This is a genomic window from Bacillus cereus group sp. BfR-BA-01331 (assembly GCF_022663915.1).
GTDB lineage: Bacteria > Bacillota > Bacilli > Bacillales > Bacillaceae_G > Bacillus_A > Bacillus_A mycoides.
The window spans coordinates 69,889-94,278 of the sequence record NZ_JAKUGJ010000009.1; the positions used below are offsets into that span (position 1 = coordinate 69,889).

Below are 24,390 nucleotides of genomic sequence, written 5' to 3' on the forward strand. Positions count from 1 at the left end.
AGAAACTATCAAGATTGACTATCACGCTTTAGGTCAGTAATACGATTATCTTATAAAGATAAATGTATTACTGACCAGCCCCTTTCACATAATAGGGGCGATTTAATGAATTCGAACGAGTTGTTTATGGTATACTGTATTACCTTCTTGGCTTGTATATGGCGGGATACTTCGCCCAAAACAATTTGCAACAATATTGGAGTGGCCAGGATAAGAAATACGGATTTCATACAAATCAATAGAGTCATCTAAATCAGCATAAAAAACTGCTAAGTGGTTGCCTTGTAAAATATATGGGAATGCTACTTCCGTATTTTCACCAAGTAGTACAGGTAATTTTACAGGATTAGAATAGTTAGACCAATCCCAAACCTCTATAGTTACATGGTGTGTGTAATATGCATCTAAATTTACAATGTTTACTACTGCTGAAACAGTTGCGGGCTCTCTTGTTAATACACCTGTGGAGTGAAAAACAAAATGATTTGGATAATGAAGAGGCATAAATATCAAACCTTTCTAAATTAATATGAGTGTACGATATTCTATGCAAAAAATTAATAGAATGAGATAGGGAAAATGTATCATTCTACTAATTTTTTATAGAAATTCAAAACGTAGTATTGAAAAGTATTCCAACACTTGTATCATTGTTAGAGTACGTTTATAATCAAGGAATCCTATTTCATGTTTTGATAGGGTTATTTATTATTGAAAGCGTTTTAAATTTGTTGTTTTTTAAGGTAGGAAGTCTAACTTATTCAGATTAAAAATTATGTATGTAGTTTTAAATAGGAAGAAAAATAATAAAGTGAAACTTTAATCAGTGGGTGGGGGTTGTTCATCCCCACTGATTATTAGCTTTCACCAATCGGGCTTTTACGGGCAGCCCGACTCCCGCCTAACTTCTTTGCTCCAGCTGAATTTTGAGGTGGGAGTTTTACTGCTCGTTAATGCGGGATAAAGTATCACTTTATATTGTGGGGAGGTTAAAAGTGTGAAAGGGAAAGATTTTCACACGAATATATATGGGTTACGTAGGATTATTACTTTCAGGTGCAGCTTTATTTTTAAATAGTCTTGTCATATTAGGCAAAGTAGAGATGAAAAGTGCAGGTGTTTTTAATTTATTTGTAGGAGCGTTACAAATTATTATACCGTTTTATTTAATTATGATTTCTGATCAAAGTAATTGGACGGTATATTCATATGCAGCTACTTTTTTATTTGGTTTAACTTATTTATATGTAGGCGTTACTTTTATTAAAGGAATGGATAGTAGTGGACTAGGCTGGTTCTGTATTTGGGTAGCAATTATTGCTTTATTCTATATGGTTGTTTCATTTGTTCAATTCCACGATGTTGTTAATGCGTTAACATGGTTTATGTGGGCATTACTTTGGTATTTATTCTTTGTATTAAATGCACAAAAAAAGAATATCAATCAATATCTTGGCAGAATTGCTTTTGTACAATCGTGGGTAACATTGACGTTGCCTTCACTCTTTTATTTTATGGGAGTATGGGGCGAGGGATTCATATATGAACTATGGGTTTATGTATCAGTAATTTCTATTTTATATTGCTGCTATTGTATTTTTAAATATCGAGTACGTTAATGTATCGTGTGTAGAAAAAACATGGAATCGTTAAACTGATTCCATGTTTTTTTATTTTAGCATTTATAATAATAGAGGGAGTATTTTACAATTTGTAAAAACGGGGATGATGAAGGTGAAAAAAGTATTGGTGCTAGGGGGAACAAGATTTTTTGGTAAACATTTAGTAGAAGTACTGTTGCAAGCTGGACATGATGTAACGATTGCGACGAGGGGAGTTACTGAAGATCCCTTTGGAAGTGCAGTAAAAAGACTGATTGTAGATAGAGCAGATGAGAGGCTACTAGAAGAGCGTTTTGAAGGTAAAAGTTATGATATCGTATACGATAATTTATGCTATAGCTCGAATGCAGCGAAGATAATATGTGAAGTGCTAAAAGGAAAAACGAAGAAATACATTATGACATCTTCAATGGCTGTCTATGAGCCTGCGCTAGGCCTGTTAGAAGAAAACTTCAATCCGTACGAGTATACCATTACGTATGGAGGTAGGAATGATTTCAATTATAGTGAAGGTAAGCGATTAGCTGAAGCAGTTTTATTTCAACATGCAACATTCCCAGTCGTTGCGGTAAGATTTCCCGTCGTTATTGGAGAAAACGATTATACGAAAAGATTACAATTTTACGTTGAACATGTTGTGAAACAAGAGTCTATCGTTGTGGATCATGTAGATGGAGAGTTGTCATTTATACATGAAAAAGAAGCAGGAGAATTTTTAGCTTGGTGCGGGATGAAGGACATAGAAGGGCCAATTAATGCTTGTAGTAACGGGGTGGTTTCTACCAGAGAAGTTATTCGTTTCATAGAAGAGAATACCGGGATAAAAGCGCTCATTCAAGAAGTAGGAGATAATATAGCTCCTTATAATGGAGTGATTAATTGTACGTTACATAATGGAAAGGCTCGTGAATTAGGATTCCCGTTCCGAGAGTTGAAATTAGAGACGGAAAAAGTTTTACTTTATTACATAAATACAATGAAATAATCATAAATCCCCCGGTGGCAATCCGGGGGATTCTGGAGGATTTCGACAATACTAATTTTACATTACCAAATTTACCTTATACGCACGACTAATGTGTTTGTGATTGAATTGCTTGTAAATACTTTTCATTTACCCGGTCCCAGTTCACCGTATGCCACCAGTTGGTAACAAATTCTGGACGCCGATTTTGATACTTTAAATAATAGGCGTGTTCCCATACATCGATGACGAGTAATGGAATTTTACCTTCTTGCAAAGGTGTATCTTGATTGGGTGTACTCATAACGGAAAGTTCCTCACCGTCCAGAACAAGCCATCCATAGCCACTTCCAAAACGACTAATAGCTGCTTTGGAAAGTTGATCTTTTAAGTTGTCAAAGGTATTGAAATAATAATCAATTACTTTTGCAACGTCTCCATTAGGCTCACCGCCACCTCGCGGGCTCATTAATTCCCAAAAAAGACTATGACAATAATGTCCACCACCGTTATTTCTGACAGCTGTAACAATTTCTTTTGGTAAAGTTTTCAAATTACATAGTAACTCTTCTAAAGATTTATTATGTAATTCCGTATAGTTTTCTAAAGCGGCATTCAAGTTATTTACGTATGTCGCATGGTGCTTTCCATGATGAATAGAAAGCGTGTTGCTATCGATATATGGCTCTAGTTCATCATAGTCATATGGAAGCTTTGGCAATTGAAATGAAGACATAACATTCCCTCCTTTCTTATTAAAAAAAGTTGGTCTAGGTAAAAAAAATTTACCTGAGTCAAAAATACACCTATTTTTTATACAAGTCAATAGTAATCTCTTTAATTTTCTGAAAAATATTACAATAAAAGTAACACTTCGACTTTCATTTGTGACTCTTATTCTTTTTGCTTATACTGTAAAGTAGTAACGTTTTGTTGAAATAGAAGGAGATCGTTTATGAGTAAAACGAAACAATTAATAGAGGAAGCGAGTCATTTTATTACGGTTTGCTATAAAGAGCTTAATAAAGAACAATTCATAGAAGAGAGAATAAAAGAAATTCAAATTGAAATAGAGAAGACGGGGACGTATGAGCATACATTTGAAGAACTTGTTCATGGATCACGAATGGCATGGCGCAATAGTAATCGATGTATCGGAAGACTATTTTGGAGTAAGATGCACATATTAGATGCACGTGAAGTAAATGATGAGGAAGGTGTATACAATGCATTAATTCATCATATTAAATATGCAACGAACGATGGGAAAGTTAAACCGACAATTACAATTTTTAAGCAATATCAAGGTGAAGAAAATAATATACGAATTTATAATCACCAATTGATTCGGTATGCAGGATATAAAACAGAAATGGGAGTGATTGGTGACTCTCATTCCACTGAGTTTACGGATTTTTGTCAGGAACTTGGCTGGCAAGGAGAAGGTACGAATTTCGATGTATTGCCACTTGTGTTTTCTATAAACGGGAAGGCACCTATATATAAAGAAATTCCGAGAGAAGAAGTAAAAGAAGTGCCAATTGAACACCCAGAATACCCGATTTCGTCACTTGGAGCAAAATGGTATGGGGTTCCAATGATTTCAGATATGCGCTTAGAAATTGGCGGTATTTCTTATACGGCAGCCCCGTTCAATGGATGGTATATGGGAACGGAGATTGGGGCTCGTAACTTAGCGGATCATGATCGCTATAATTTACTTCCGGCTGTTGCGGAGATGATGAAGCTCGATACATCGAGAAACGGTACGTTATGGAAAGACAAGGCGCTAATTGAATTAAACGTGGCTGTTTTACATTCTTTTAAAAAACAAGGAGTTAGTATTGTGGATCACCATACAGCTGCACAACAATTTCAACAATTTGAGAAGCAGGAAGCGGCATGTGGACGGGTTGTAACAGGTAATTGGGTGTGGCTCATTCCACCGTTGTCGCCAGCTACCACTCATATTTATCATAAACCGTATCCAAATGAAATTTTGAAGCCGAATTTCTTTCATAAATAATAGCTAGTATAGTTTTTTTTTCTGCAAAATATAATTTTTTTTAATTACTGTTACGTAGCAAATGGAAGCCTTTACTATCGGTTATTTTTGGAAAGGGCTTTTTGAACCAAGGAGTTCCTTATGTTATAATCAAATTTCTGTTTCGAAGACCTTATAGAAATATAAGGTCTTTTGTTTTGCTTTTTTATGTAATAGGAATAGAAATTTTCTTTTAAATAAGGGATTTAGCATATTTTTAGGGACAACATAAGCGTGTAGGAAATTGATGAATTATTATTCTTATATAATCATTGTGTTTTGGGTGTAAACAAGAAAACATAATAAAGTTGTTTTTTTAGATTGCTGAGGAAGGAGGAAGTGTAAATGAGGATGAAGAGTCGAAAAACGGATTGGCCTGTATTTCTTATTAGTGGTGGCTCACTTTTATTATTTGTAATTGCAGTTATTTTAAATAAAAGTTACGTAGAGGGAGCCATTAATAGCAGTTTTGCAGCTTCAATTAAATATTTTGGTGCCTTTTGGCAGGTTTTATTAATTGGTACATTTGTTGTTGCAATGTGTATGGCGTTTTCAAAATATGGGAGAGTTAAACTTGGGGGGCTAGAAAAACCTGAGATTAGTACGACAAAATGGCTCGCTATTATTATGTCTACATTACTTGCTGGAGGTGGCGTTTTTTGGGCAGCCGCAGAGCCGATGTACCATTTGATGACGGTGCCACCAATACATGAAGGTATAACTGCTGGAACGCAAGAAGCAGTCATGCCTGCTTTAGCACAAAGTTATATGCACTGGGGTTTCCTGGCTTGGACGATTTTAGGTACAATTAGTGCGGTAGTTATGATGTACGGGCATTATCATAAAGGTATGCCGTTAAAGCCTCGAACGCTTTTATATCCTATTTTTGGAGAGAAATTGCGAAAGAGTTGGCTTGGAACGATGATTGATGTATTTGCCATTATTGCAGTAGCTGCAGGGACGATTGGTCCAATCGGATTTTTAGGCTTGCAAGCAAGTTATGGGTTACAAGCATTGTTTAACATTCCTGATGTGTTTACTACTCAATTAGCCATTATTGTTTGTGTAGTAGCTGTTTCTACTATATCTGCGGTAACAGGAATTGATAAAGGGATTCAAATTATAAGTAATTTAAATGTTAGGTTAGCAGTTCTATTAATGGTATTTGTATTACTATTTGGACCAGGTGGATTTATTATCGATTCATTTGTTTCTTCGTTTGGATTTTATATAAATGAATTTATTCCAATGAGCACATATCGTGGTGATACAGCTTGGTTAGGATCGTGGACAATCTTTTTCTGGGGATGGTTTATTGGATATGGACCGATGATGGCAATTTTAGTGAGCCGAATTTCAAGAGGAAGAACAATCCGAGAAATCATCGTTGCAATTGGAATTATTGCACCTATTATTACAACGTTTTGGTTTACTATACTAGGGGGATCAGGTGTGTTTTATGAGTTAATGAATCCTGGTTCTATCTCGACCGCATTAAGTGAATCTGGTATGCCAGCGGCTATGATTGCAATTACGCAGCAGTTGCCACTATCTAATATTATTGGACCTGCATTTCTTTTATTAACAATTTTATTTGTAGTGACAACAGGAGATTCAATGGCTTATTCGATTTCAATGGCAGTGACTGGAGATGGAGATCCTAGAATTAGTTTGCGAGTTTTTTGGTCGCTTATTATGGGCGCAGTTGCGGCGATTCTTTTATATATGGGTGAGGGAAGTATTAACGCCTTACAATCCTTCATTGTAGTGACGGCTGTTCCGGTATCTATTCTGTTATTCCCAATGCTATGGCTAGCGCCTAAAGTCGCAGGGGAATTAGCGTTAAAACAAGGTATTGTAAAAGAAGAAGATAAAACTAGCTTCTTGTTCCAAAAAGCTAGTAAATCAAAATAAATAATTGTATTTATATAAGAAGAGGAAGCATTTCATTTGAGATGCTTCCTCTTTGCCATTTATCCAAATACTTTTCCTGAGGGGACAGTATTTGGATAAACATTTCGTACAGTTTCAATCTATTCTAATACTTTATCTTTCGTCTCTGGGACACATAATAGCATTGTAACTAAACCGATTGGATAGATAATGAAGATGAGAGATAATGCTCCCATTAAATTACCACCTGCAGCAAGTAAGCCGATAATAACAGGTCCAAATCCAGCTAACCCACGTCCTGTACCGAAAATAAAGTTCTCTGCTGTCGAGCGAGCTTCAGCGGGATAGTTTTCAGCTAAAATTGCTCCGAATCCCCCCATCATGCCATTGGCAAAGAATCCAAGCAATGCACTTCCCCATAACAACGATGTTGAGTCTGTGAATAAGAAGAAGTAAATGAGACAGTATATAGTACCACCGACATAATAGATTGTAAAAGTTTTACGGCGACCAATTTTATCGGCTAGAATACCAAAAGTCGCAATTCCAATTAGCATGCCGATCGTAGAGATGAACATCCAGCCGCTTGCTTTTGCTAATGTGTAGTTATATTTATTCGCTAAAATAGTTGGCATCCATGTGAAAATTCCATAATATCCGAAGTTCTGGATGAATGACATAATAATAAGACCAATTGTTGTTATCGTTACTTTTTTATTGGCAAATAACTTTCGAAGTGGGAACTTTTTCATTTGCTTTAGTTGTTCTGCCTCAGTAGTTGTTAAATTACCTTTAGCTTCTTTTTGTAACAATTCTTTTTTGTATCGTTGTTTTTGTTCCCATATTTTCGGTTCACTTAAACTTTTGCGGACGTAAACAGCTAGTAGAGCGGGAATGAGTCCAAATAAGAAAACAGCTCTCCATCCGAAATGCGGGACGATAAATGCCGGAAGGAGTGAAGCGACTAGTACGCCAAATTGCCATCCAAGTGCAACAACGGATGTCGCCTTAGCGCGCATTTCTTTAGACCATGTTTCAGTTACGATGGCCATCCCAATCCCGAATTCACCACCAACTCCCATTCCAACTAAAAAGCGAAGAATTAATAATTGCCAATAATCTGTTGCGAAATAAATAAGTGCTGTTGCTAGTGAGAATAGTAAGATTGTGAAGGCCATCGTACGGATACGCCCAAATAAATCAGCAATAAATCCAAATAAATAAGACCCGATTAGCATTCCTATTGTGGTAGCTAATGTTAAGTTTCCACCTTCAATAGGGCTTAAATGAAATTCTTTTAAAATGTAGACGAGTACGAAAGATAAGAGCAACATGTCTAAACCTTCTGCTGCATATCCTAGCGCAGAACCAAACAATGTTTTATATCTTTTCTCTTTCGTCTCCTCTGTTGTTGATTGTACATTAGTAGTGACGTTCATCATTACTCCTCCTTATTTTCTTCTACAGTCACTATGGAAGAATAACAAAAGGCCTTCTCACCTGATATGATGAGAAGGCCAAAAAAGCATACGTATCCCTAAAAAAGACCATACGTATAGTATATTCCGACTTCCTTCTCAACCTCACGGGGTTGGGTTAAAGGACTGTATTATATTACTTTATTTTTAGCACTCTTCTGTTAGATTGTCAAATAAAGAGGGGATAGTTATGTGTAAAATATTTCAAAAAACATTTCATTCTCCTTGACGCACGCTTCATTATTTTCCCATAATAAAACTAACTAATATAAAAAGGAATGAATCACAGATGCTAAATTTAGTACTTATGATGATTGAACGCGTCGGACTTATTGTTATTTTAGGATTTTTACTCTCTCATATTAAAACGTTCCGGCGTCTTCTTCATAAGCAAGACGGATATGTAGATAAGTTTAAGCTTATTTGTATTTTTTCAGTGTTTACAATTGTAAGCAATTACACAGGGATTGAAATAGCAGGAAATACTATTATGAATGAAAATTGGTTACAAGGTGTTTCATCATCCAGCACAATTGCGAATACACGAATCATGGGTGTTGGAATTAGTGGATTGCTTGGCGGTCCTATCGTCGGAATTGGAGTAGGTTCTATTGCGGGTATTCATCGTTATATGCTTGGCGGGACGACGGCAGTAAGTTGTGCAATTTCATCAATTTTGGCTGGGATTATAACAGGTTATATTGGATACATTTTCAAAAAATATAACCGTACTATTACTCCTAAATTTTCTGCGATTTTAAGTGTTTTTATCGTTACTTTAGAAATGCTTATGATTCTATTAATTATAGAAGATGGACTTAGTGTTGTGAAAACAATTGCGCTACCGATGATTCTTGTAAATAGTTTTGGCAGTTTCATTTTACTTTCGATGATACTAGCTATTTTACGACAAGAAGAAAACGCAAAAGCTTTGCAAACGCATAAAGTATTACGAATTGCTGATAAGACGTTACCATATTTCCGCCAAGGGTTAACAGAAGAGTCTTGTAAACATGTGGCACAAATTATTCACCGCTTTACGGGAACAGATGCGGTATCCTTAACAGATACAGAGGAAATCTTAGCTCACGTTGGGTTAGCATCAGATCATCATATTCCTTCACACAGTTTAATAACAGGTTTATCAAAAGAAGTATTAAAAACAGGGAAAATAATGAAGGCAAAATCACGTGAGATTATTAATTGTCAACATGAAGGGTGTCCATTACAAGCGGCAGTTGTTATTCCATTAACTTCACATGGAAATACGATAGGAACATTAAAACTTTATTTTAAAAACCCTAATCAATTAAGTCGTGTTGAAGAAGAGTTAGCGGAAGGGCTAGCGAAAATATTCTCCACACAGCTTGAGTTAGGTGAAGCTGAGTTACAAAGTAAGTTATTGCAAGATGCCGAAATAAAAGCGTTGCAAGCACAAATCAATCCGCATTTTTTATTTAATGCAATTAATACAGTATCAGCTTTATGCCGAACAGATGTAGAGAAAGCGAGAAAATTATTATTGCAGCTTAGCGTTTATTTTCGTTGTAATTTGCAAGGGGCACGACAATTACTTATTCCATTAGAACAAGAGTTGAATCATGTACATGCATATTTATCGTTAGAGCAAGCGAGATTTCCGAATAAGTATGAAGTGAAGATGTACATTGAAGAGGCACTAAAGGTGACTTTAGTTCCACCATTTGTGCTTCAGCTATTAGTTGAAAATGCATTGCGCCATGCTTTTCCGAAAAAGCAGCCAGTGTGCCAAGTCGAGGTACATGTGTTTGAAAAAGAAGGGATGGTTCACTTTGAAGTAAAGGATAATGGACAAGGGATTGAGAGTGAACGTCTAGAGCAATTAGGAAAAATGGTAGTTCCATCAAAGAAAGGGACGGGAACAGCCTTATATAATATTAATGAACGACTTATCGGGTTATTTGGGAAAGAGACAATGCTTCAAATTGAAAGTGAATTAGAGCAAGGGACAAAGATCCTCTTTGTGATTCCGAAAAAAGTAGAGGAGGAAAAACGGAGTGTTAAAAGTATTAGTAGTTGATGATGAAATGTTAGCACGGGATGAATTGAAATATTTATTAGAGAAAACAAAAGAAGTAGAGATAATTGGTGAGGCGGATTGTGTAGAGGATGCATTAGAAGAATTAATGAAAAACAAACCAGATATTGTTTTTCTAGATATTCAGTTATCTGATGATAATGGATTTGAAATCGCAAATATATTAAAGAAAATGAAAAACCCACCTTCAATTGTGTTTGCTACTGCCTATGATCAATATGCATTGCAAGCATTTGAAGTAGATGCGTTAGATTACATTTTAAAGCCATTTGATGAAGAACGTATCGTACAGACATTAAAGAAATATAAAAAACAAAAGCAAATAAAGTTAGAAACAAAGCAAGATGTAAAGAGTGTAGATGTAACGGCCGAGATGCATAAATTAGCATTACCAATTGAGGAATCAATTGTACTTGTTAACATTGAAGATATTATTTATGTAGGGCTTGTAGATGGGAAAGTAACTGTAAAAACAATGAAAGAAACATATGTAACACATGATACGCTTGTCATTTTGGAAAAGAAATTACCACACACAATTTTTATGCGTGTTCATCGTAGTTTCGTTGCTAATATTAATCATATTTCTGAGATACAGCCGTGGTTTAATTCGACTTATAACTTAATTATGAAAGAGGGATCCCAAGTCCCGGTTAGCCGTACATATGCAAAAGAACTTAAAAAGCTGCTTCGTATTTAAGAAGCAGCTTTTTGTATTTCGTCTGCCCATTTTTGTAACTAATTTTGTATATTTGACGTTCTGTTATGTAAACGCTTACAGTTTTGTTTTTATCTTATACAATAAAGGTACCAAATCGAAAGAGGTGGCCAAAATGAGTACGAAAAAAGTATATAGTTTCTTATCACAAGCATTCATATTTTCAGCTATTATGTTAGTTTCTAATATTATTGCAACGCATTTACCAATTCCGATGCCTTCATCGGTGATCGGATTAGTTATTTTATTTAGCCTATTATGTTTAAAAGTTATTAAATTGGAACAAGTTGAATCACTCGGAACGGCTTTAACAGGTATTATCGGATTCCTTTTCGTTCCATCAGGTATTTCGGTTATTAATTCTCTCGGTGTAATGGGACAATATTTTGTACAAATTTTAACTGTAATTGTTGTCGCAACGATTATTTTACTCGCTGTAACAGGATTATTTGCACAATTTATTTTAGGAAAAGACGATAAAGAAATAGAAGATACGAAAGAATTGAAAGTAGTAAATAAAGGACGCAAGCACGGAAAAGTTGCGTAACCAATTTAGTATATATTGTTAGGAGGGAATGAACATGGCAAGCACAATGACTCCATATTTCGGGATCGTCGTTTCATTAATCGCATACGGAATCGGAACATTATTATTTAAGCATTCAAAAGGATTCTTCTTATTCACACCATTATTCGTAGCGATGGTATTAGGGATTGTCTTTCTAAAAGTAGGTAACTTTACTTTTGAAGAATATAATACTGGCGGAAAAATGATTAGCTTCTTCTTAGAACCAGCAACAATCGCGTTTGCAATTCCATTATATAAACAAGTTGATAAGTTAAAAAAATATTGGTGGCAAATTTTATCGGCTATCGTGGTTGGATCTATTTGTTCAGTGGTTGTTGTGTTCATTGTCGCAAAAGCAATTGGTCTAGATACAGCTGTAATGAACTCAATGTTACCGCAGGCAGCAACAACAGCAATTGCATTACCAATCTCTGAAAGTATCGGTGGTATTCCAGCAATTACATCATTTGCAGTTATCTTTAATGCAGTTATCGTATACGCATTAGGAGCTTTATTCTTAAAAACATTTAGAGTTAAACATCCGATTGCTAAAGGTTTAGCGCTTGGAACAGCAGGACATGCGTTAGGGGTTGCAGTAGGTATCGAAATGGGTGAAGTAGAAGCAGCTATGGCCAGTATCGCTGTGACAGTGGTTGGTGTCGTAACAGTGGTGGTTATTCCAATGTTCATGCCGTTTATTGGATGATAAAACTTACTAAAAAAATATAAAAGCAAGTTATTTGTAGGACGGATTTCTACTGATAGCTTGCTTTTTATGTTACAGTAGTGGTAAGACCTATTGAAGGATAAAAGTTTCCTTAAATCTTCATTAATACTACGTATAATGCGTTCTGAAATAGGTCATTGTATTGTAAAATAAGAAATAACATAATATATAGCACAATTAACGGGTGGTTAGGGTTGAATATAAATTGCTCGCAATGGCTTTAATATTAAAGGATAATTATAAGTAGAAAATAGAGAGAGATCTACTTGTTAACGTTTTACTTTATAGGACAGGAGAGAGTACTCGTCGATTATGCAAATAAAAAACCTGTTTCAAAGCAAAGGATTTCAGAGGTTAATCGTATTAGTATTACTTGCTCTCATATTGTATGGGATGCAAAGTATGTTAAATTTAATTTTAATTACGTTTATGTTGACGTATTTAATGGATCGATTCCAAAAGTTTATTTCTCGTAAATTAGATCATTTCATGCCAATTAATCGAAAAATTATTATAGCGCTTTTATATGTAATGTTAGTGGCGGGAATTGCCATTACGCTATTTAAATATTTACCGGTATTAACAATACAAATTTCACAATTGATTTATCAATTTAATGTATTTTTAAGAAATCCACCTGATAGTGAATTAATTAAGTATGCAGTTAATGCTGTTAATCATATGGAGCTTTCTAAATATGTGGGGCAAGGCGTAGACATTTTGTATAAATCTATTACGAATGTTGGGAAATTTGGCCTTCAAGTTTTACTTTCTGTAATTTTAAGTTTATTTTTCTTACTTGAAAAAGCACGTATCGTTGCTTTTACTTCGAAATTTAAAGAAAGCCGACTTGCAATTTTCTATAACGAAATAGAGTATTTCGGAAAGAAATTTGCACGTTCATTTGGAAAAGTAATCGAAGCACAATTTTTAATTGCAATTGTTAACTGTGTTTTATCTGTTATTGCATTATGGATATTAGGATTCCCGCAATTACTAGGTTTAGCGTTAATGATTTTCTTGCTTGGTTTAATTCCAGTGGCGGGTGTTATTATCTCGTTATTCCCACTCTGTATGATTGCTTACAATATTGGCGGTATTATGTATGTCGTTTATATTGTAGTTATCGTAACAGTAATTCATGCACTTGAGAGCTATGTATTAAATCCGAAGTTTATGTCTCAAAAAACAAACTTACCAATCTTCTACACATTTATGGTATTAATTTTCTCTGAGCATTTCTTAGGTGTGTGGGGACTTATTATCGGTATTCCAATCTTCATTTTCTTATTAGATGTCTTAGATGTGACAAGTGATGAAATGGAGAAGGACGTTGAAAAAAATAAATTGAAGTAAAGAAAAAGCATCGATGTTCGATGCTTTTTCTTTTATAACATGACGTTCCTTATGCCATACTGTAAGGAGAAGATAGAATAGGGGTGAAATAATGGCTGTAAATGAAAAGATAGAGTTAGCTACGTTTGCCGGAGGGTGTTTCTGGTGTATGGTTTCGCCATTTGAAGAGATGGAAGGGATTATACAGGTTGTTTCAGGCTATACAGGTGGCCATAAAGAGGATCCAACGTATAAAGAAGTGTGCTCGGAAACAACTGGGCATTATGAAGCAGTACAAATTACATTTGATGCAAATAAAATGCCATATGAAGAGTTGTTAAATATATATTGGAGACAAATTGACCCGACTGATATAGGGGGACAATTCCACGACCGCGGGCAGTCTTATGAAACGGTAATTTTTTATCATAATGAAGAACAACATAAAAAAGCAGAGGCTTCAAAAGAAATGCTTGCAAAGAGTGGGCGCTTTTCAAAGCCAATTGCGACAAAACTATTACCAGCTTCTACATTTTATTCAGCTGAAGAATATCATCAAGGGTATCATAAGAAAAATACATTCCGCTACGAGTTATACCGTAAGGGCTCAGGACGAGATGCGTTTATTAAACAACATTGGCCAAAAGATAATACTCATTTAAAAGAAAAACTCAATGAGATGCAGTTTTATGTAACACAGGAAAATGGTACAGAACCACCATTTCGAAATGAGTATTGGAATCATAATGAAGAAGGTCTTTATGTAGATATCGTTTCAGGAGAACCGTTATTTACTTCTTTAGATAAGTTTGATAGTGGGTGTGGATGGCCGAGTTTTACGAAACCAGTTATGTCAGCTAGTGTGAAAGAAAAAATGGATGTTAGCCATAATATGACGCGTACGGAAGTGAGAAGTAAAGAAGGAGATTCACATCTTGGGCATGTATTTCCAGACGGCCCAGGACAAAACGGCCTTCGTTATTGTATTAATTCGGCAGCGCTACGCTTTATTCAAAAAGAAGATTTAGAAAAAGAAGGATATGGTGATTTCCTAATCTTGTTTGGGAATAAAAAATAACCTCGCAGTCAGCGAGGTTATTTTTTATTTTACTTTTTTCTTTTTAAATTTGCTTAATGCTTCATAAACGATTGGAACAATAAGAAGTGTTAATAACGTTGAACTTGTTAATCCACCAATTACTGTTACGCCAAGTCCTTTAGAAATTAAGCCGCTACCTTCAAATCCTAATGCAAGCGGGATAAGAGCCCCGATTGTTGCAATTGCAGTCATTAAGATAGGACGTAAGCGAGTTGCACCAGCTTCTAATAATGCGTCACGTGTTGATAGGCCGTCGTTTTCTTTATGAATAACGCGGTCAATAAGCACGATTGCATTCGTTACAACGATACCAATTAACATAAGCGCACCAATCATTGCAGATACACTTAATGTTTCGTCAGAGATTAATAAGGCAACGAGTGCACCAATGATTGTGAATGGTAGCGAGAATAAAATTGCGAATGGTGCAAGGGCACCGCCAAATGTAACGACAAGAACGAAGTATACAATGGCAATTGCAGCTAGCATCGCTAAGCCAAGTTGCTTAAATGATTCTTGAATATCTTTTGTAACACCGCCCATAGAAACATCTACACCAGAAGGGAGATCCATTTTATCTACTTCTTTTTGAACAGCGGCAGATGCTTTTGAAACGTCATCAGATGCTAATTTTGCACTAACTTCCGCATAAACGCGGCCATCTCGGTGCGTTACTGTATTAGAAGTTTCACCTTCTTTTACAGTCATAACATCTTTTACAGCAACCTCATTACCAAGTGGTGTTGTAATTTTACGATTTGTTAAATCATCGATTGTTTCATAATTTTGTTTTTCAGCTTCGACATATACATTGATATCTTTACCGTCTTTTTTAATTGTTGTTAGAACAGGGCGATCATGTTGATTAGAAAGGCCCATTCCAATTTGAGCAGCAGTTAGCCCCATTTTACTTAACTTTTCTTGATCTGCGACTAAAGTATATTCTGCATATGTTTTTGCAACACTAGAGTCTATATCTTTTAAATCTTTATTTTTCTTCATGATATTTTGAATATCTTTCACGACAGGCTTAATTTCTTCAGAGCTATCTCCGTAAACGTATAGCTTAATTTCATTACTACCGCCACTTGCTCCGAAATCTTGGTTTTTCCATTCGCCTTTTCCAGACATTTTTTGTAAATCTTTAACGACTTGTTCTTTCTCTTTTTCAAAGTTTTTCGTATCGTTATCATATTGAACGAAGAACATCGCTTGATTTGTTTGACCAGGGCTCATTGGGTTTTCGCCGCCTAATGAGAATTGGATCGTTTTGACGTCTTTTTTATCTTGGAAATGCTTTTCAGCCTTCGTTGCAATTTTTTCAACGTCTTCTAACGTTTGACCTGGCTCAGGTTTGTACGTTGCAATGATCATTTTTTCTTCTTCAGATGGTAAGAAGCTTACACCGATAATTGGCACAAGTGCAAGACTACCAACTAATAGAAGGACAGCGATACTTGATGTAATAATTTTATGATTTAAAGCCCATTCAAGTATACGTTTATAGCCGTTTGCTAATTTACTTGGCTTTTCTTCATGATGTACCTCTTTTTCTCTCATGCTCTCTTTCTTGAATAAGGAGTGAGCTAGCATTGGTACGATTGTAACAGCCACTAGTAACGATGCTAATAAAGCAAAGACGATAGTTAAGGCGAATGGTAAGAACATTTCACCAATCATACCTTTTACAAGTCCAAGCGGTAAGAATACAGCAATTGTTACAATGGTAGAAGACATGATCGGGATAAACATTTCTTTCGTAGCTTCACGAATTAAATCTTTCCCGCGTAGTTTTTCTTCTGATAACGACATACGTCGGTAAATATTTTCAATAACAACAATGGAGTCATCGACGACACGTCCGATAGCGACTGTCATTGCTCCAAGTGTCATAATGTTAAGCGTAATATCCATTTGTTTTATGACTAAAACTGCAATTAATAGAGAAAGTGGTATAGAAACGACAGAGATTAGCGTTGTTCGAATGTTTCGCAGGAACAACATAATAATAACAATCGCAAAGATAGCACCGAAAATAGCTTTGCTAAGCATTGTCTCAACTGATTTCTCAATCGGTGCACCTTGGTCGAATGTTGAGATGATCTCTAAGTCTTTATATTTTTTCTCAAGGTCTTTTACTTTATCTTTAACTGCATTTACAACATCAACTGTGTTTGCATCAGCAGCCTTCACAACTTGAATTCCGATTGCTTCTTTTCCATTTGTTCGAGAAATAGATTCTGCTTTTCCGACTTCTTTAATATCGGCAATTTCTTCTAATGCAACCGTTGGTATGCCGTTCATAGCGGCTGAATTCATTGGTGGTGTTTGTGTTCCAGCGCCAGCATTTTGATTACCTTGACCATTCGGTGATGAAGGGATAGCTGGAATTTTTAATTCTTTTAATGCTTTAATTGTTGTAATGTTACCATCTACAACCACTGATTTTTCCGTATCTTTAAATGTATATAAACCAAGAGGTAACGATACGTCCGAACCTTTAATCATATTTTTTACAGTATCTTCACTTAAACCTAATTCTTTCATCTTGTCTTTTTTGAAGACGAGCTGTACTTCGTCTACTTGTTGACCTGCGATTTGAACAGATGCGACACCATCAAGTCCTTTTAATCCAGGAACAACATTTTTTTCTACATTTTCTGTTAAGGCAGCTAAAGATTCATTTTTACTCGCTACGCTTAATGAAATAACAGGAAAGGCATTAAAGTTTACCCGTGAGACTTTCGGGTCTTTCACACCTTCGGGCAGTTTCACGTTTGCGAGGGCTTCTTTAATTTCCGTTTCGGCTTTTTCCATATTTTTATCAAAATTATATTCTACTTGAATAGAAGATGCATTTTGAAAAGATGATGAACTAACAACGTTTACACCGCTTAAATTTTGCAGTTGCTCTTCCATCGGTTTTGAAATTTTGTCAGCTACTTCTTCTGGCGTAGCACCAGGATAAACCGTCGTTACCGTTACAATAGGCGTTGTAATATCAGGAATTGTTTCTAATTTCATATTCATCCCAGAATAAATGCCTGCAATGGTAACAATAATCGTTAGTAGCCAAACCGCGAACTTATTTTTTAACGAGAAATTGATGAGTTTGTTCATGTTTGCGCTCCCTTTTTATTGTATTGACCAACTGGTCAGTCTAATACATAATATAACTGACTGGTCGGTCAGTCGTCAATGAAAAGAGATGGTATAATAAATTGAAACTGTAAGGGGAGAGATTTTTTACTCTTCCTTACTGAATCATTAGCTTTTATTAATTGAGCTTCTATATAGATAATAGGCTTACCCAAAAATTTTTTGTCCCGTTAAATTTTGGGATAAGGGTCTTGCTACTTGCTAATATAAGATTAAATTGAATTGAATTTAAATTTACATAAGATGCGAAATTAAGTTTAGGAGAGAAGATATGAAAGAAAAAGAGCGCTTAATTATAGAGATGGCTATGAAGTTATTTGCGACTAAGGGTGTAAATGCAACGTCAGTACAAGAAATTGTCACAGCTTGTGGTATATCAAAAGGGGCTTTTTATTTATATTTTAAATCGAAAGATGAGCTTTTATTAGCGACACTTCGATATTATTATGACAAGATCCAAAAGAAAATGCTGGATATTGAAAAAGAGTCTTTATTACCACGTGAAAAATTTGAAAAACAATTATATTTTCAGTTTACTGATGTACAAAAACATAAAGAATTTATTATTATGCATGCAAGAGAAAATGCCATTCCATTTAATAAAGAAGTAGAAGAGTTTATGATGCGGATGAAGTTAGAATCTCATGCATTTTATCGGAATAGCCTACGGTCTATTTATGGTGAAAAGATTAGTCCATATTTATTAGATTTGGTAATTATGGTGGAAGGGATATGCCACGGTTATTTACAATTAATTATTTTAAATGCGCCAGAAATTGATTTGTCCTATGTTTCAGCTTTTATTTTAAAAAGGATAGACAATTTAGTAGAGGGGCTTCTAGAATCTTCGGAGGAACCTGTTCTACATGAAGAGAGACTTGGAAAATTTCTTTGCAGTTCCGAGCTTATTAAGGAACAGGTGAAGGAACATTTTTTAAGTGAAATTATTGTATTTAAACGAACATTAGCCGATCAACTGGAAAATGATGAGGTTTTAGTCACTTTAGATGTTTTAGAATCTGAAATGAGAGTTCAAAATCCGAGGATTCCAGTTATTCGAGGGATGTTAGCGAATTTGGAAGCGTATAATGATTTGAATGATTTTAGATTGAGGTTAGCCCGATATTACTATATAAATTGAGACTGTAATCAGTGGGATTCTAATCCCACTGATTACAGTTGAAAATAAGTTTTTATTTTACGTTTTGAAATTTATACATGTCACCATAAACGTTGGTGTCATTGTATATAAACAATACAATATCTGCATTTTGTTCTTCTAGTTGCTGTTTCACATTTTTTCCTTGCGTGTAACGAGGATCAATAAAAGTTGTTTTAGCAAAATTACGTGCAAATAAAGGATATGTAGCATCAGCATACGAATCCTTTAAGATAACAAGGTGTAAATCGTTGTCTGCCTTTTCATTAATGATGTTTATTTCAGGGAAATCCGTTTGATAAACACTAGCATATCCAGGGGCCGGAATATCTTTTTCTTTTCCGTAAAACTGAGCCATAGATTCCTTAGCAGTATCCTCTTTAATAGCACCATAGTAAACTGTGTAGTCGTCCCAAGATTCACCCGAATTATAATGGAAATATGGAATTTGTACAGATGAAGTATCAATTAAGCGGTACAATTGATTATTCCAGCTGCCAACAAACTTTCCTTTCGGTTTTTCCCAGTTAATGGTGTAGTCATCTTTCTTTATTGGTTGTCCTTTATATTTGTTTGAATGAGAATTAATAAAATTCATCGTATCCTCATATGCATAAAAGGCACCTTCCATATTCCAATGATGGTCTGTAGTTAAATACATTCGTTCTAGTTCTTTGTTGGTAAATCTTTCTTTAAACATTGATAATACATCAATAATAGGGAATTTAGTTTCTGCCAATCTCTCAGCAAGGTGATCCCTAAGTATTTGTTCGTACCCAAGATTTAGGTAAGAGGGAAGCTTATATTGTAACGCTGTTTGCTTACTAGGAACTAAAGAAAAATAAAATTCTGTTTGTGGAAAATCTTTTTTCAAAGTATTTAATTCATGAACCCCAGCATCAACATCATTTAAATGATTTTCCATATTAGGTCTATTAAAAATAAATTGATCGTTTGTAACATGAATGTTGTTTACGAATGTTCGATTCATAGACAGTTGGAACTTTATATAACTTTCAAGAAAGAAATCTCTAGGTCCAATATGATCTGTAAAATGTGTTTCGATACCTTTAAATAATTCTCCAGTTTTTATAGTGGAAGCACTTACAGCAGGTCTAATTGCTAAGTTTCTGTTCTCAAATTCAGAAAATGTCTTTTTATCTATAAGGATAACTTTTGCTGTCCAAATACCCACTCCAAAAATAACTGTAAGAAACCCCATTATTAAAGTGAGGTTTTGAAATTTCTTCATAGTGAACCTCCTTTAAAAACGGAAATAAATAAATGGATTATAAGTTGCATTTGTTAGGAATACTAAAACAATGACTAAAATACTTAAATAATAAATTGGCGATAAAACAGCAAATCTTTTTGTTGATAACACTTTTTGTAACCATGGAAATACGGGCGCTGCAGTAATAATAGCTAATAGGAAAATGCCCCAATAATTCATTATATAGAAATAACTATTAATGTCTGTTAACGGACCGTTAAATCCGAACATGGATTTTAAAAATTCAAGGCAATAACTGAAATTATCTGCGCGGAAAAATACCCATCCAATAATAACTAAAAACATAACGTAAATATGTTGGAGAGGACTCCATAATTTTTGAAGTAGGTTTTCAAGTCCTGCTTTTTCAAGTGCAATTAGAACGCCATAATAAATACCCCAAATCATAAAGGTCCAACTGGCACCATGCCAAAAACCGGTTAATCCCCATACGATGAAGAGGTTACGATAAACTTTCCAAGTTGTAACGCGATTTCCTCCAAGAGGAATATAGACATAATCGCGGAACCAAGAACCGAGCGAAATATGCCAACGACGCCAAAATTCAGAAATGGATTTTGAGATATATGGATAATTAAAGTTTTCTAGAAAATCAAATCCAAACATCTTTCCTAATCCAATTGCCATGTCGCTATACCCAGAAAAATCAAAGTAAATTTGTAGTGTATAGGCAATGGCTCCCATCCAAGCTAATGATACACTCATATCAGAAGGATTCATTGCGAAAATCTCATCGGCTATAGCACCTAATTGGTTAGCAATTAAAACTTTTTTCCCCAAGCCAATAATAAAACGGCGAACTCCTTCAGAGAATTTTTCGGCATCAACAGTTCGCTGGTGTAATTGGTGAGAAATTGTATTGTAACGAACAATTGGTCCTGCTACTAATTGTGGAAATACAGTAAAGTATAAAGCCAAATCAAAGATATTTCGTTGAGCATCGACTTTTTTCTTATAAATGTCGATAATATAACTCATCGCATGGAACGTGAAAAATGAAATACCAATTGGTAAAGGTATTTTTTCAAGAATGATATTGGTATGGAAGATAGAATTAATATTATCCACTAAAAAGTTTGCGTATTTAAAATACCCTAAAATAGCTGTGTTCATTACAATTGCAAATGTTAATAATAGTTTTCTTTGCCCATTTGTGAAGCGACTATTCCCTAACAAGATACCAAACCAATAGTTAACAAAGATAGAGAACAGCATTAGGAAAACATAGACGGGTTCGCCCCAAGCATAAAATACTAAACTAAAAAATAATAAAACTATATTTTGTAGTTCTTTGCGTACAGCATAATAAATTAAGAGTACAGCGGGTAAAAATAAACATAAAAAGACAAGGTTACTAAATACCATTTCAATTAATTCCTTTCCTATTTTATCTAAATAATACCAAAATTTTCTTCTAAATGTAAGAATATAAAATTTAGAAGATTATTTACATTCTTAATTTCTTTATATTGTGAGAAGTTCTCTTAAGTGGTGAGAGAGAAAAGAATCTTTGTTTATAAAAAAAGGCCGTCCCTAAGTACCTTTTAGGAACGACTCTTTTTACTGACATTAAATAATTTAGTTGTTTTTTTCTGCCCACTCTTCAACATTCCAAGTTTTTGTGATCCAGCCTTCATAAAATTCTGGTTCGTGACATACAAGAAGGATTGTCCCTTTATATGCTTTCAGAGCTTTTTGAAGTTCTTCCTTTGCTGTAACATCAAGATGGTTTGTTGGCTCATCGAATAGGATCCAGTTACTTTCTTCACCCATTAGCTTACATAAACGAACTTTTGCTTGTTCGCCACCACTTAATTGATTTAGCGGACGAGAGATATGCTCATTTTTCAATCCACATTTCGCTAACATTGCACGAACCTGATGTTGGTCCATGCTAGGGAATGTGTTCCAAACGTCATCAATTGGTGTTATATTATCAGCTTTTACTTCTTGCTCGAAGTATGCAGGCTCTAAGAAGTCACCAAGACTTGTTTTGCCGCTTAAAGGTTTAATTTTTCCTAAAATCGTTTTTAGTAATGTTGATTTACCAACACCATTACAACCAACGATGGCAATTTTTTCACCACGTTCAATTGTCATTGATAGCTTTGGTAGTAATGGATGTGTATATCCAATTTCTACATCTTCGCCTTCAAAGACGAAACGGCTACTTGCACGACACTCTTTAAATGAGAATTCTGGCTTAATTGCTGTTTCCGGGCGATCAATACGCTCCATGCGATCAAGTTGTTTTTGACGACTTTTTGCACGACCTGTCGTTGAATAACGAGCTTTGTTCTTTGCAATAAAGTCTTCCTGTTTTTTAATAAATTCTTTCTGTTTTTCATAAGCATTTATATGTTGATTTTTATTAATTTCGGCTAACTCTAGGAATTTTTCGTATGTCGCTGTATAGCGCGTCATTTTTGTAAATTCTAGATGGAAAATAACATCAACGCATTTATTCATAAATTCCGTATCATGAGAAATTAATAAGAATGCATGTGGATATTCTTTTAAATAATTCGTTAACCAATGAATATGTTCAACGTCTAAATAGTTAGTAGGCTCATCGAGTAATAACACTTCTGGTTGCTCAAGTAATAGCTTTGCAAGTAATACTTTTGTACGTTGTCCACCACTTAGTGCTGAAACATCACGATCTAAACCGATTGCATCAATTCCAAGACCTCTTGCTGCCTCTTCGATTTTCATATCTAGTAAATAGAAACCACCTGCTTCGAGAGCATCTTGGATTTCTGCCATCTGCTCAAGAAGGTCCTCTAATTCTTCCGGTGTTGCCGTTCCCATTTTTTCTGCAACTTCATTTAAAGCTTTTTCTTTTTCAAATAAAGGTAAAAACGCGTCAGCTAATACATCACGAATTGTGCGACCAGGTGTTAAAATTGTATGCTGGTCTAAGTAACTGTAATTTGTACCAGGTGTCCATTCTACACGGCCTTCATCATGGATAAGTTGACCAGTAATAATATTCATAAATGTTGATTTACCAACACCGTTTGCACCGACTAATCCGACATGTTCTCCTGCTAGTAAACGCATGGATACATCTTTAAATAATGTGCGATCGCCAAATGTATGGCCTAGTTTTTCTACTGTTAATAAGCTCATAGTATCCTCCGTCCAACTTGAAATAGTACCTTGAATCATGATACTAAATTATTGAGTATAATGCTATCCTTTCAAAATGTATCTTTTTTCAAGAATTATTTTGCGTTAATTTTTTTTGGAAATATAATAGTAAAAAAGTTACTTCTATTTACAGAAGTAACTTTTTTACTAAGCTTTTTGTTTTACTTTACTAACTTTTTTTTCTGCTACAATGAAATGTGGTCTACGCTTTGTTTCATAATAAATACGACCGATGTATTCACCGATAACCCCTAGGAAAATGAGTTGAATACCACCGATAAATAATATGGCAGAAATTAATGTAAAGTATCCTGGTACATCGACGCCGCTAACGGTAATTTGAATAAATGTAGTGATTACATATAAAACAGCTAAAAGCGTTGTTAATAATCCAAGGTATATAGATAATCGCAATGGTTTATTGTTAAACGAAATTACACCATCTATCCCGTAATTTAATAACTTAGAGAAAGTCCATTTACTTTCTCCGTCAGAACGTAATACATTTTCGTATTCAATAATTTGTTCTTTGAAACCAATCCAAGAAAATAAACCTTTTGAAAAACGATTGTATTCAGTTAGAGATAGTAGTGAATCGACTGCACTTCTACTTAAAAGTCTAAAATCACCGATGCCATCTACTAGCTCAATATCAACGAATTTATTCATGACTTTATAATATAAGCTAGAAACGAAAGAACGTACTGGTGAATCACCCGTTCTAGTTCGCTTTGCAATTACTTGATCATAGCCGTTATTATAGCCGTCTAACATATCTTTTATTAGTTCGGGTGGATGTTGTAAATCAGCATCCATAATAACCACAGCGTCGCCTGTAGCGTACTTTAGACCGGCAAGCATAGCAGCTTCTTTTCCAAAATTCCTACTAAATGATATATAATGCACACTTGAGTCTGAATCGGCTAGGTCACGTAGAATTTCTAGTGTATTATCTTTACTTCCATCATTGACGAAAACAAATTCATAATCAGTAGTTAGCTTATGAATTTCAAGAGAAGTCTCTGAATAGAAAGCTCTGAGTACCTTCTCCTCATTATAACAAGGTACTACTATTGAAAGGGTCATGTTAGGACCTCCTT

19 protein-coding genes are annotated in these 24,390 nt (G+C 34.9%); 11 read left to right on the forward strand and 8 right to left on the reverse strand.

The window, feature by feature from the left end:
• Positions 1–102: 102 nt before the first annotated feature.
• Positions 103–504: a hypothetical protein gene (locus MR155_RS17665; RefSeq protein WP_002143948.1), complete on the reverse strand. Its 402-nt coding sequence runs from the start codon at positions 502–504 to the stop codon at positions 103–105.
• Between the two features lie 524 nt (positions 505–1,028).
• On the opposite strand from MR155_RS17665, the gene MR155_RS17670 reads away from it, so the two are divergent.
• On the forward strand, positions 1,029–1,619 hold the full coding sequence (locus MR155_RS17670) for an AmiS/UreI family transporter (RefSeq protein ID WP_061673851.1): 591 nt from the start codon (positions 1,029–1,031) through the stop codon (positions 1,617–1,619).
• A 43-nt stretch (positions 1,620–1,662) separates the two neighbouring features.
• Positions 1,663–2,607: an NAD-dependent epimerase/dehydratase family protein gene (locus MR155_RS17675; protein WP_242310735.1), complete on the forward strand. Its 945-nt coding sequence runs from the start codon at positions 1,663–1,665 to the stop codon at positions 2,605–2,607.
• Between the two features lie 88 nt (positions 2,608–2,695).
• Here MR155_RS17675 and sodA read toward each other — a convergent pair whose 3' ends face one another.
• Complete coding sequence (sodA, locus tag MR155_RS17680; protein ID WP_061673849.1) at positions 2,696–3,322, reverse strand: superoxide dismutase [Mn]; 627 nt, start codon at positions 3,320–3,322, stop codon at positions 2,696–2,698.
• A gap of 219 nt (positions 3,323–3,541) precedes the next feature.
• Between sodA and MR155_RS17685 the strand changes: the two genes are divergently transcribed.
• Both MR155_RS17685 and MR155_RS17690 read left to right on the forward strand, forming a co-directional pair.
• The gene (locus tag MR155_RS17685; protein ID WP_215588653.1) at positions 3,542–4,612 is read left to right on the forward strand and encodes a nitric oxide synthase oxygenase; all 1,071 of its coding nucleotides are present in this window, start codon (positions 3,542–3,544) and stop codon (positions 4,610–4,612) included.
• A 363-nt stretch (positions 4,613–4,975) separates the two neighbouring features.
• Positions 4,976–6,544: a BCCT family transporter gene (locus MR155_RS17690; protein WP_002143945.1), complete on the forward strand. Its 1,569-nt coding sequence runs from the start codon at positions 4,976–4,978 to the stop codon at positions 6,542–6,544.
• 119 nt (positions 6,545–6,663) lie between these two features.
• On the opposite strand, the gene MR155_RS17695 is transcribed toward MR155_RS17690, so the two are convergent.
• Complete coding sequence (locus MR155_RS17695) at positions 6,664–7,962, reverse strand: MFS transporter (RefSeq protein WP_242310737.1); 1,299 nt, start codon at positions 7,960–7,962, stop codon at positions 6,664–6,666.
• Between the two features lie 328 nt (positions 7,963–8,290).
• On the opposite strand from MR155_RS17695, the gene lytS reads away from it, so the two are divergent.
• From lytS to msrB, 6 genes are all read left to right on the forward strand, one after another.
• On the forward strand, positions 8,291–10,060 hold the full coding sequence (gene lytS / locus MR155_RS17700; RefSeq protein WP_002089899.1) for a two-component system sensor histidine kinase LytS: 1,770 nt from the start codon (positions 8,291–8,293) through the stop codon (positions 10,058–10,060).
• Positions 10,038–10,778 carry a LytR/AlgR family response regulator transcription factor gene (locus tag MR155_RS17705; RefSeq protein ID WP_242310739.1) on the forward strand — a complete coding sequence of 247 codons (741 nt, stop codon included), beginning with the start codon at positions 10,038–10,040 and terminating at the stop codon, positions 10,776–10,778. Before lytS ends, MR155_RS17705 begins: the two co-directional genes overlap by 23 nt.
• Positions 10,779–10,911: 133 nt before the next feature.
• Positions 10,912–11,343 (forward strand): antiholin-like murein hydrolase modulator LrgA, encoded by a 432-nt coding sequence (gene lrgA, locus MR155_RS17710; RefSeq protein WP_000104908.1) that lies wholly within the window; start codon positions 10,912–10,914, stop codon positions 11,341–11,343.
• Positions 11,344–11,377: 34 nt separating this feature from the next.
• A complete protein-coding gene (gene lrgB, locus MR155_RS17715) occupies positions 11,378–12,070 on the forward strand; it encodes an antiholin-like protein LrgB (RefSeq protein ID WP_000168872.1) in 693 nt (230 codons plus the stop codon).
• Between the two features lie 333 nt (positions 12,071–12,403).
• Positions 12,404–13,447: an AI-2E family transporter gene (locus tag MR155_RS17720; protein WP_113936131.1), complete on the forward strand. Its 1,044-nt coding sequence runs from the start codon at positions 12,404–12,406 to the stop codon at positions 13,445–13,447.
• Positions 13,448–13,538: 91 nt separating this feature from the next.
• Positions 13,539–14,504: a peptide-methionine (R)-S-oxide reductase MsrB gene (msrB, locus tag MR155_RS17725; RefSeq protein ID WP_242310741.1), complete on the forward strand. Its 966-nt coding sequence runs from the start codon at positions 13,539–13,541 to the stop codon at positions 14,502–14,504.
• Between the two features lie 24 nt (positions 14,505–14,528).
• Here the strand turns inward: msrB and MR155_RS17730 are convergent, their stop codons facing one another.
• Complete coding sequence (locus MR155_RS17730; protein WP_242310743.1) at positions 14,529–17,645, reverse strand: efflux RND transporter permease subunit; 3,117 nt, start codon at positions 17,643–17,645, stop codon at positions 14,529–14,531.
• Between the two features lie 310 nt (positions 17,646–17,955).
• Between MR155_RS17730 and MR155_RS17735 the strand changes: the two genes are divergently transcribed.
• On the forward strand, positions 17,956–18,825 hold the full coding sequence (locus tag MR155_RS17735; protein ID WP_242310745.1) for a TetR/AcrR family transcriptional regulator: 870 nt from the start codon (positions 17,956–17,958) through the stop codon (positions 18,823–18,825).
• A gap of 52 nt (positions 18,826–18,877) precedes the next feature.
• Here the strand turns inward: MR155_RS17735 and MR155_RS17740 are convergent, their stop codons facing one another.
• The 4 genes from MR155_RS17740 to MR155_RS17755 all read right to left on the reverse strand — a co-directional run bounded on the left by MR155_RS17740 (position 18,878) and on the right by MR155_RS17755 (position 24,376).
• A complete protein-coding gene (locus MR155_RS17740; RefSeq protein ID WP_242310747.1) occupies positions 18,878–20,095 on the reverse strand; it encodes an alginate O-acetyltransferase AlgX-related protein in 1,218 nt (405 codons plus the stop codon).
• A 12-nt stretch (positions 20,096–20,107) separates the two neighbouring features.
• The gene (locus MR155_RS17745) at positions 20,108–21,502 is read right to left on the reverse strand and encodes an MBOAT family O-acyltransferase (RefSeq protein WP_242310749.1); all 1,395 of its coding nucleotides are present in this window, start codon (positions 21,500–21,502) and stop codon (positions 20,108–20,110) included.
• A 213-nt stretch (positions 21,503–21,715) separates the two neighbouring features.
• On the reverse strand, positions 21,716–23,269 hold the full coding sequence (locus tag MR155_RS17750) for an ABC-F family ATP-binding cassette domain-containing protein (protein ID WP_113936136.1): 1,554 nt from the start codon (positions 23,267–23,269) through the stop codon (positions 21,716–21,718).
• A gap of 168 nt (positions 23,270–23,437) precedes the next feature.
• Positions 23,438–24,376, reverse strand: coding sequence for a glycosyltransferase family 2 protein (locus MR155_RS17755; protein WP_000175832.1), 939 nt, complete (start codon positions 24,374–24,376; stop codon positions 23,438–23,440).
• Between the last annotated feature and the right edge of the window lie 14 nt (positions 24,377–24,390).

Bases quoted from the DNA above. Each gene is read 5' to 3' on its own strand.
- msrB (WP_242310741.1), top strand. From the start codon at position 13,539: ATGGCTGTAAATGAAAAGATAGAGTTAGCTACGTTTGCCGGAGGGTGT.
- MR155_RS17755 (WP_000175832.1), bottom strand. From the start codon at position 24,376: ATGACCCTTTCAATAGTAGTACCTTGTTATAATGAGGAGAAGGTACTC.
- MR155_RS17685 (WP_215588653.1), top strand. From the start codon at position 3,542: ATGAGTAAAACGAAACAATTAATAGAGGAAGCGAGTCATTTTATTACG.
- MR155_RS17720 (WP_113936131.1), top strand. From the start codon at position 12,404: ATGCAAATAAAAAACCTGTTTCAAAGCAAAGGATTTCAGAGGTTAATC.
- MR155_RS17740 (WP_242310747.1), bottom strand. From the start codon at position 20,095: ATGAAGAAATTTCAAAACCTCACTTTAATAATGGGGTTTCTTACAGTT.
- MR155_RS17675 (WP_242310735.1), top strand. From the start codon at position 1,663: ATGTTTTTTTATTTTAGCATTTATAATAATAGAGGGAGTATTTTACAA.
- MR155_RS17745 (WP_242310749.1), bottom strand. From the start codon at position 21,502: ATGGTATTTAGTAACCTTGTCTTTTTATGTTTATTTTTACCCGCTGTA.
- sodA (WP_061673849.1), bottom strand. From the start codon at position 3,322: ATGTCTTCATTTCAATTGCCAAAGCTTCCATATGACTATGATGAACTA.
- MR155_RS17665 (WP_002143948.1), bottom strand. From the start codon at position 504: ATGCCTCTTCATTATCCAAATCATTTTGTTTTTCACTCCACAGGTGTA.
- lytS (WP_002089899.1), top strand. From the start codon at position 8,291: ATGCTAAATTTAGTACTTATGATGATTGAACGCGTCGGACTTATTGTT.
- MR155_RS17695 (WP_242310737.1), bottom strand. From the start codon at position 7,962: ATGAACGTCACTACTAATGTACAATCAACAACAGAGGAGACGAAAGAG.
- MR155_RS17730 (WP_242310743.1), bottom strand. From the start codon at position 17,645: ATGAACAAACTCATCAATTTCTCGTTAAAAAATAAGTTCGCGGTTTGG.
- lrgA (WP_000104908.1), top strand. From the start codon at position 10,912: ATGAGTACGAAAAAAGTATATAGTTTCTTATCACAAGCATTCATATTT.
- MR155_RS17670 (WP_061673851.1), top strand. From the start codon at position 1,029: ATGGGTTACGTAGGATTATTACTTTCAGGTGCAGCTTTATTTTTAAAT.
- MR155_RS17690 (WP_002143945.1), top strand. From the start codon at position 4,976: ATGAGGATGAAGAGTCGAAAAACGGATTGGCCTGTATTTCTTATTAGT.
- MR155_RS17735 (WP_242310745.1), top strand. From the start codon at position 17,956: ATGAAAGAAAAAGAGCGCTTAATTATAGAGATGGCTATGAAGTTATTT.
- lrgB (WP_000168872.1), top strand. From the start codon at position 11,378: ATGGCAAGCACAATGACTCCATATTTCGGGATCGTCGTTTCATTAATC.
- MR155_RS17750 (WP_113936136.1), bottom strand. From the start codon at position 23,269: ATGAGCTTATTAACAGTAGAAAAACTAGGCCATACATTTGGCGATCGC.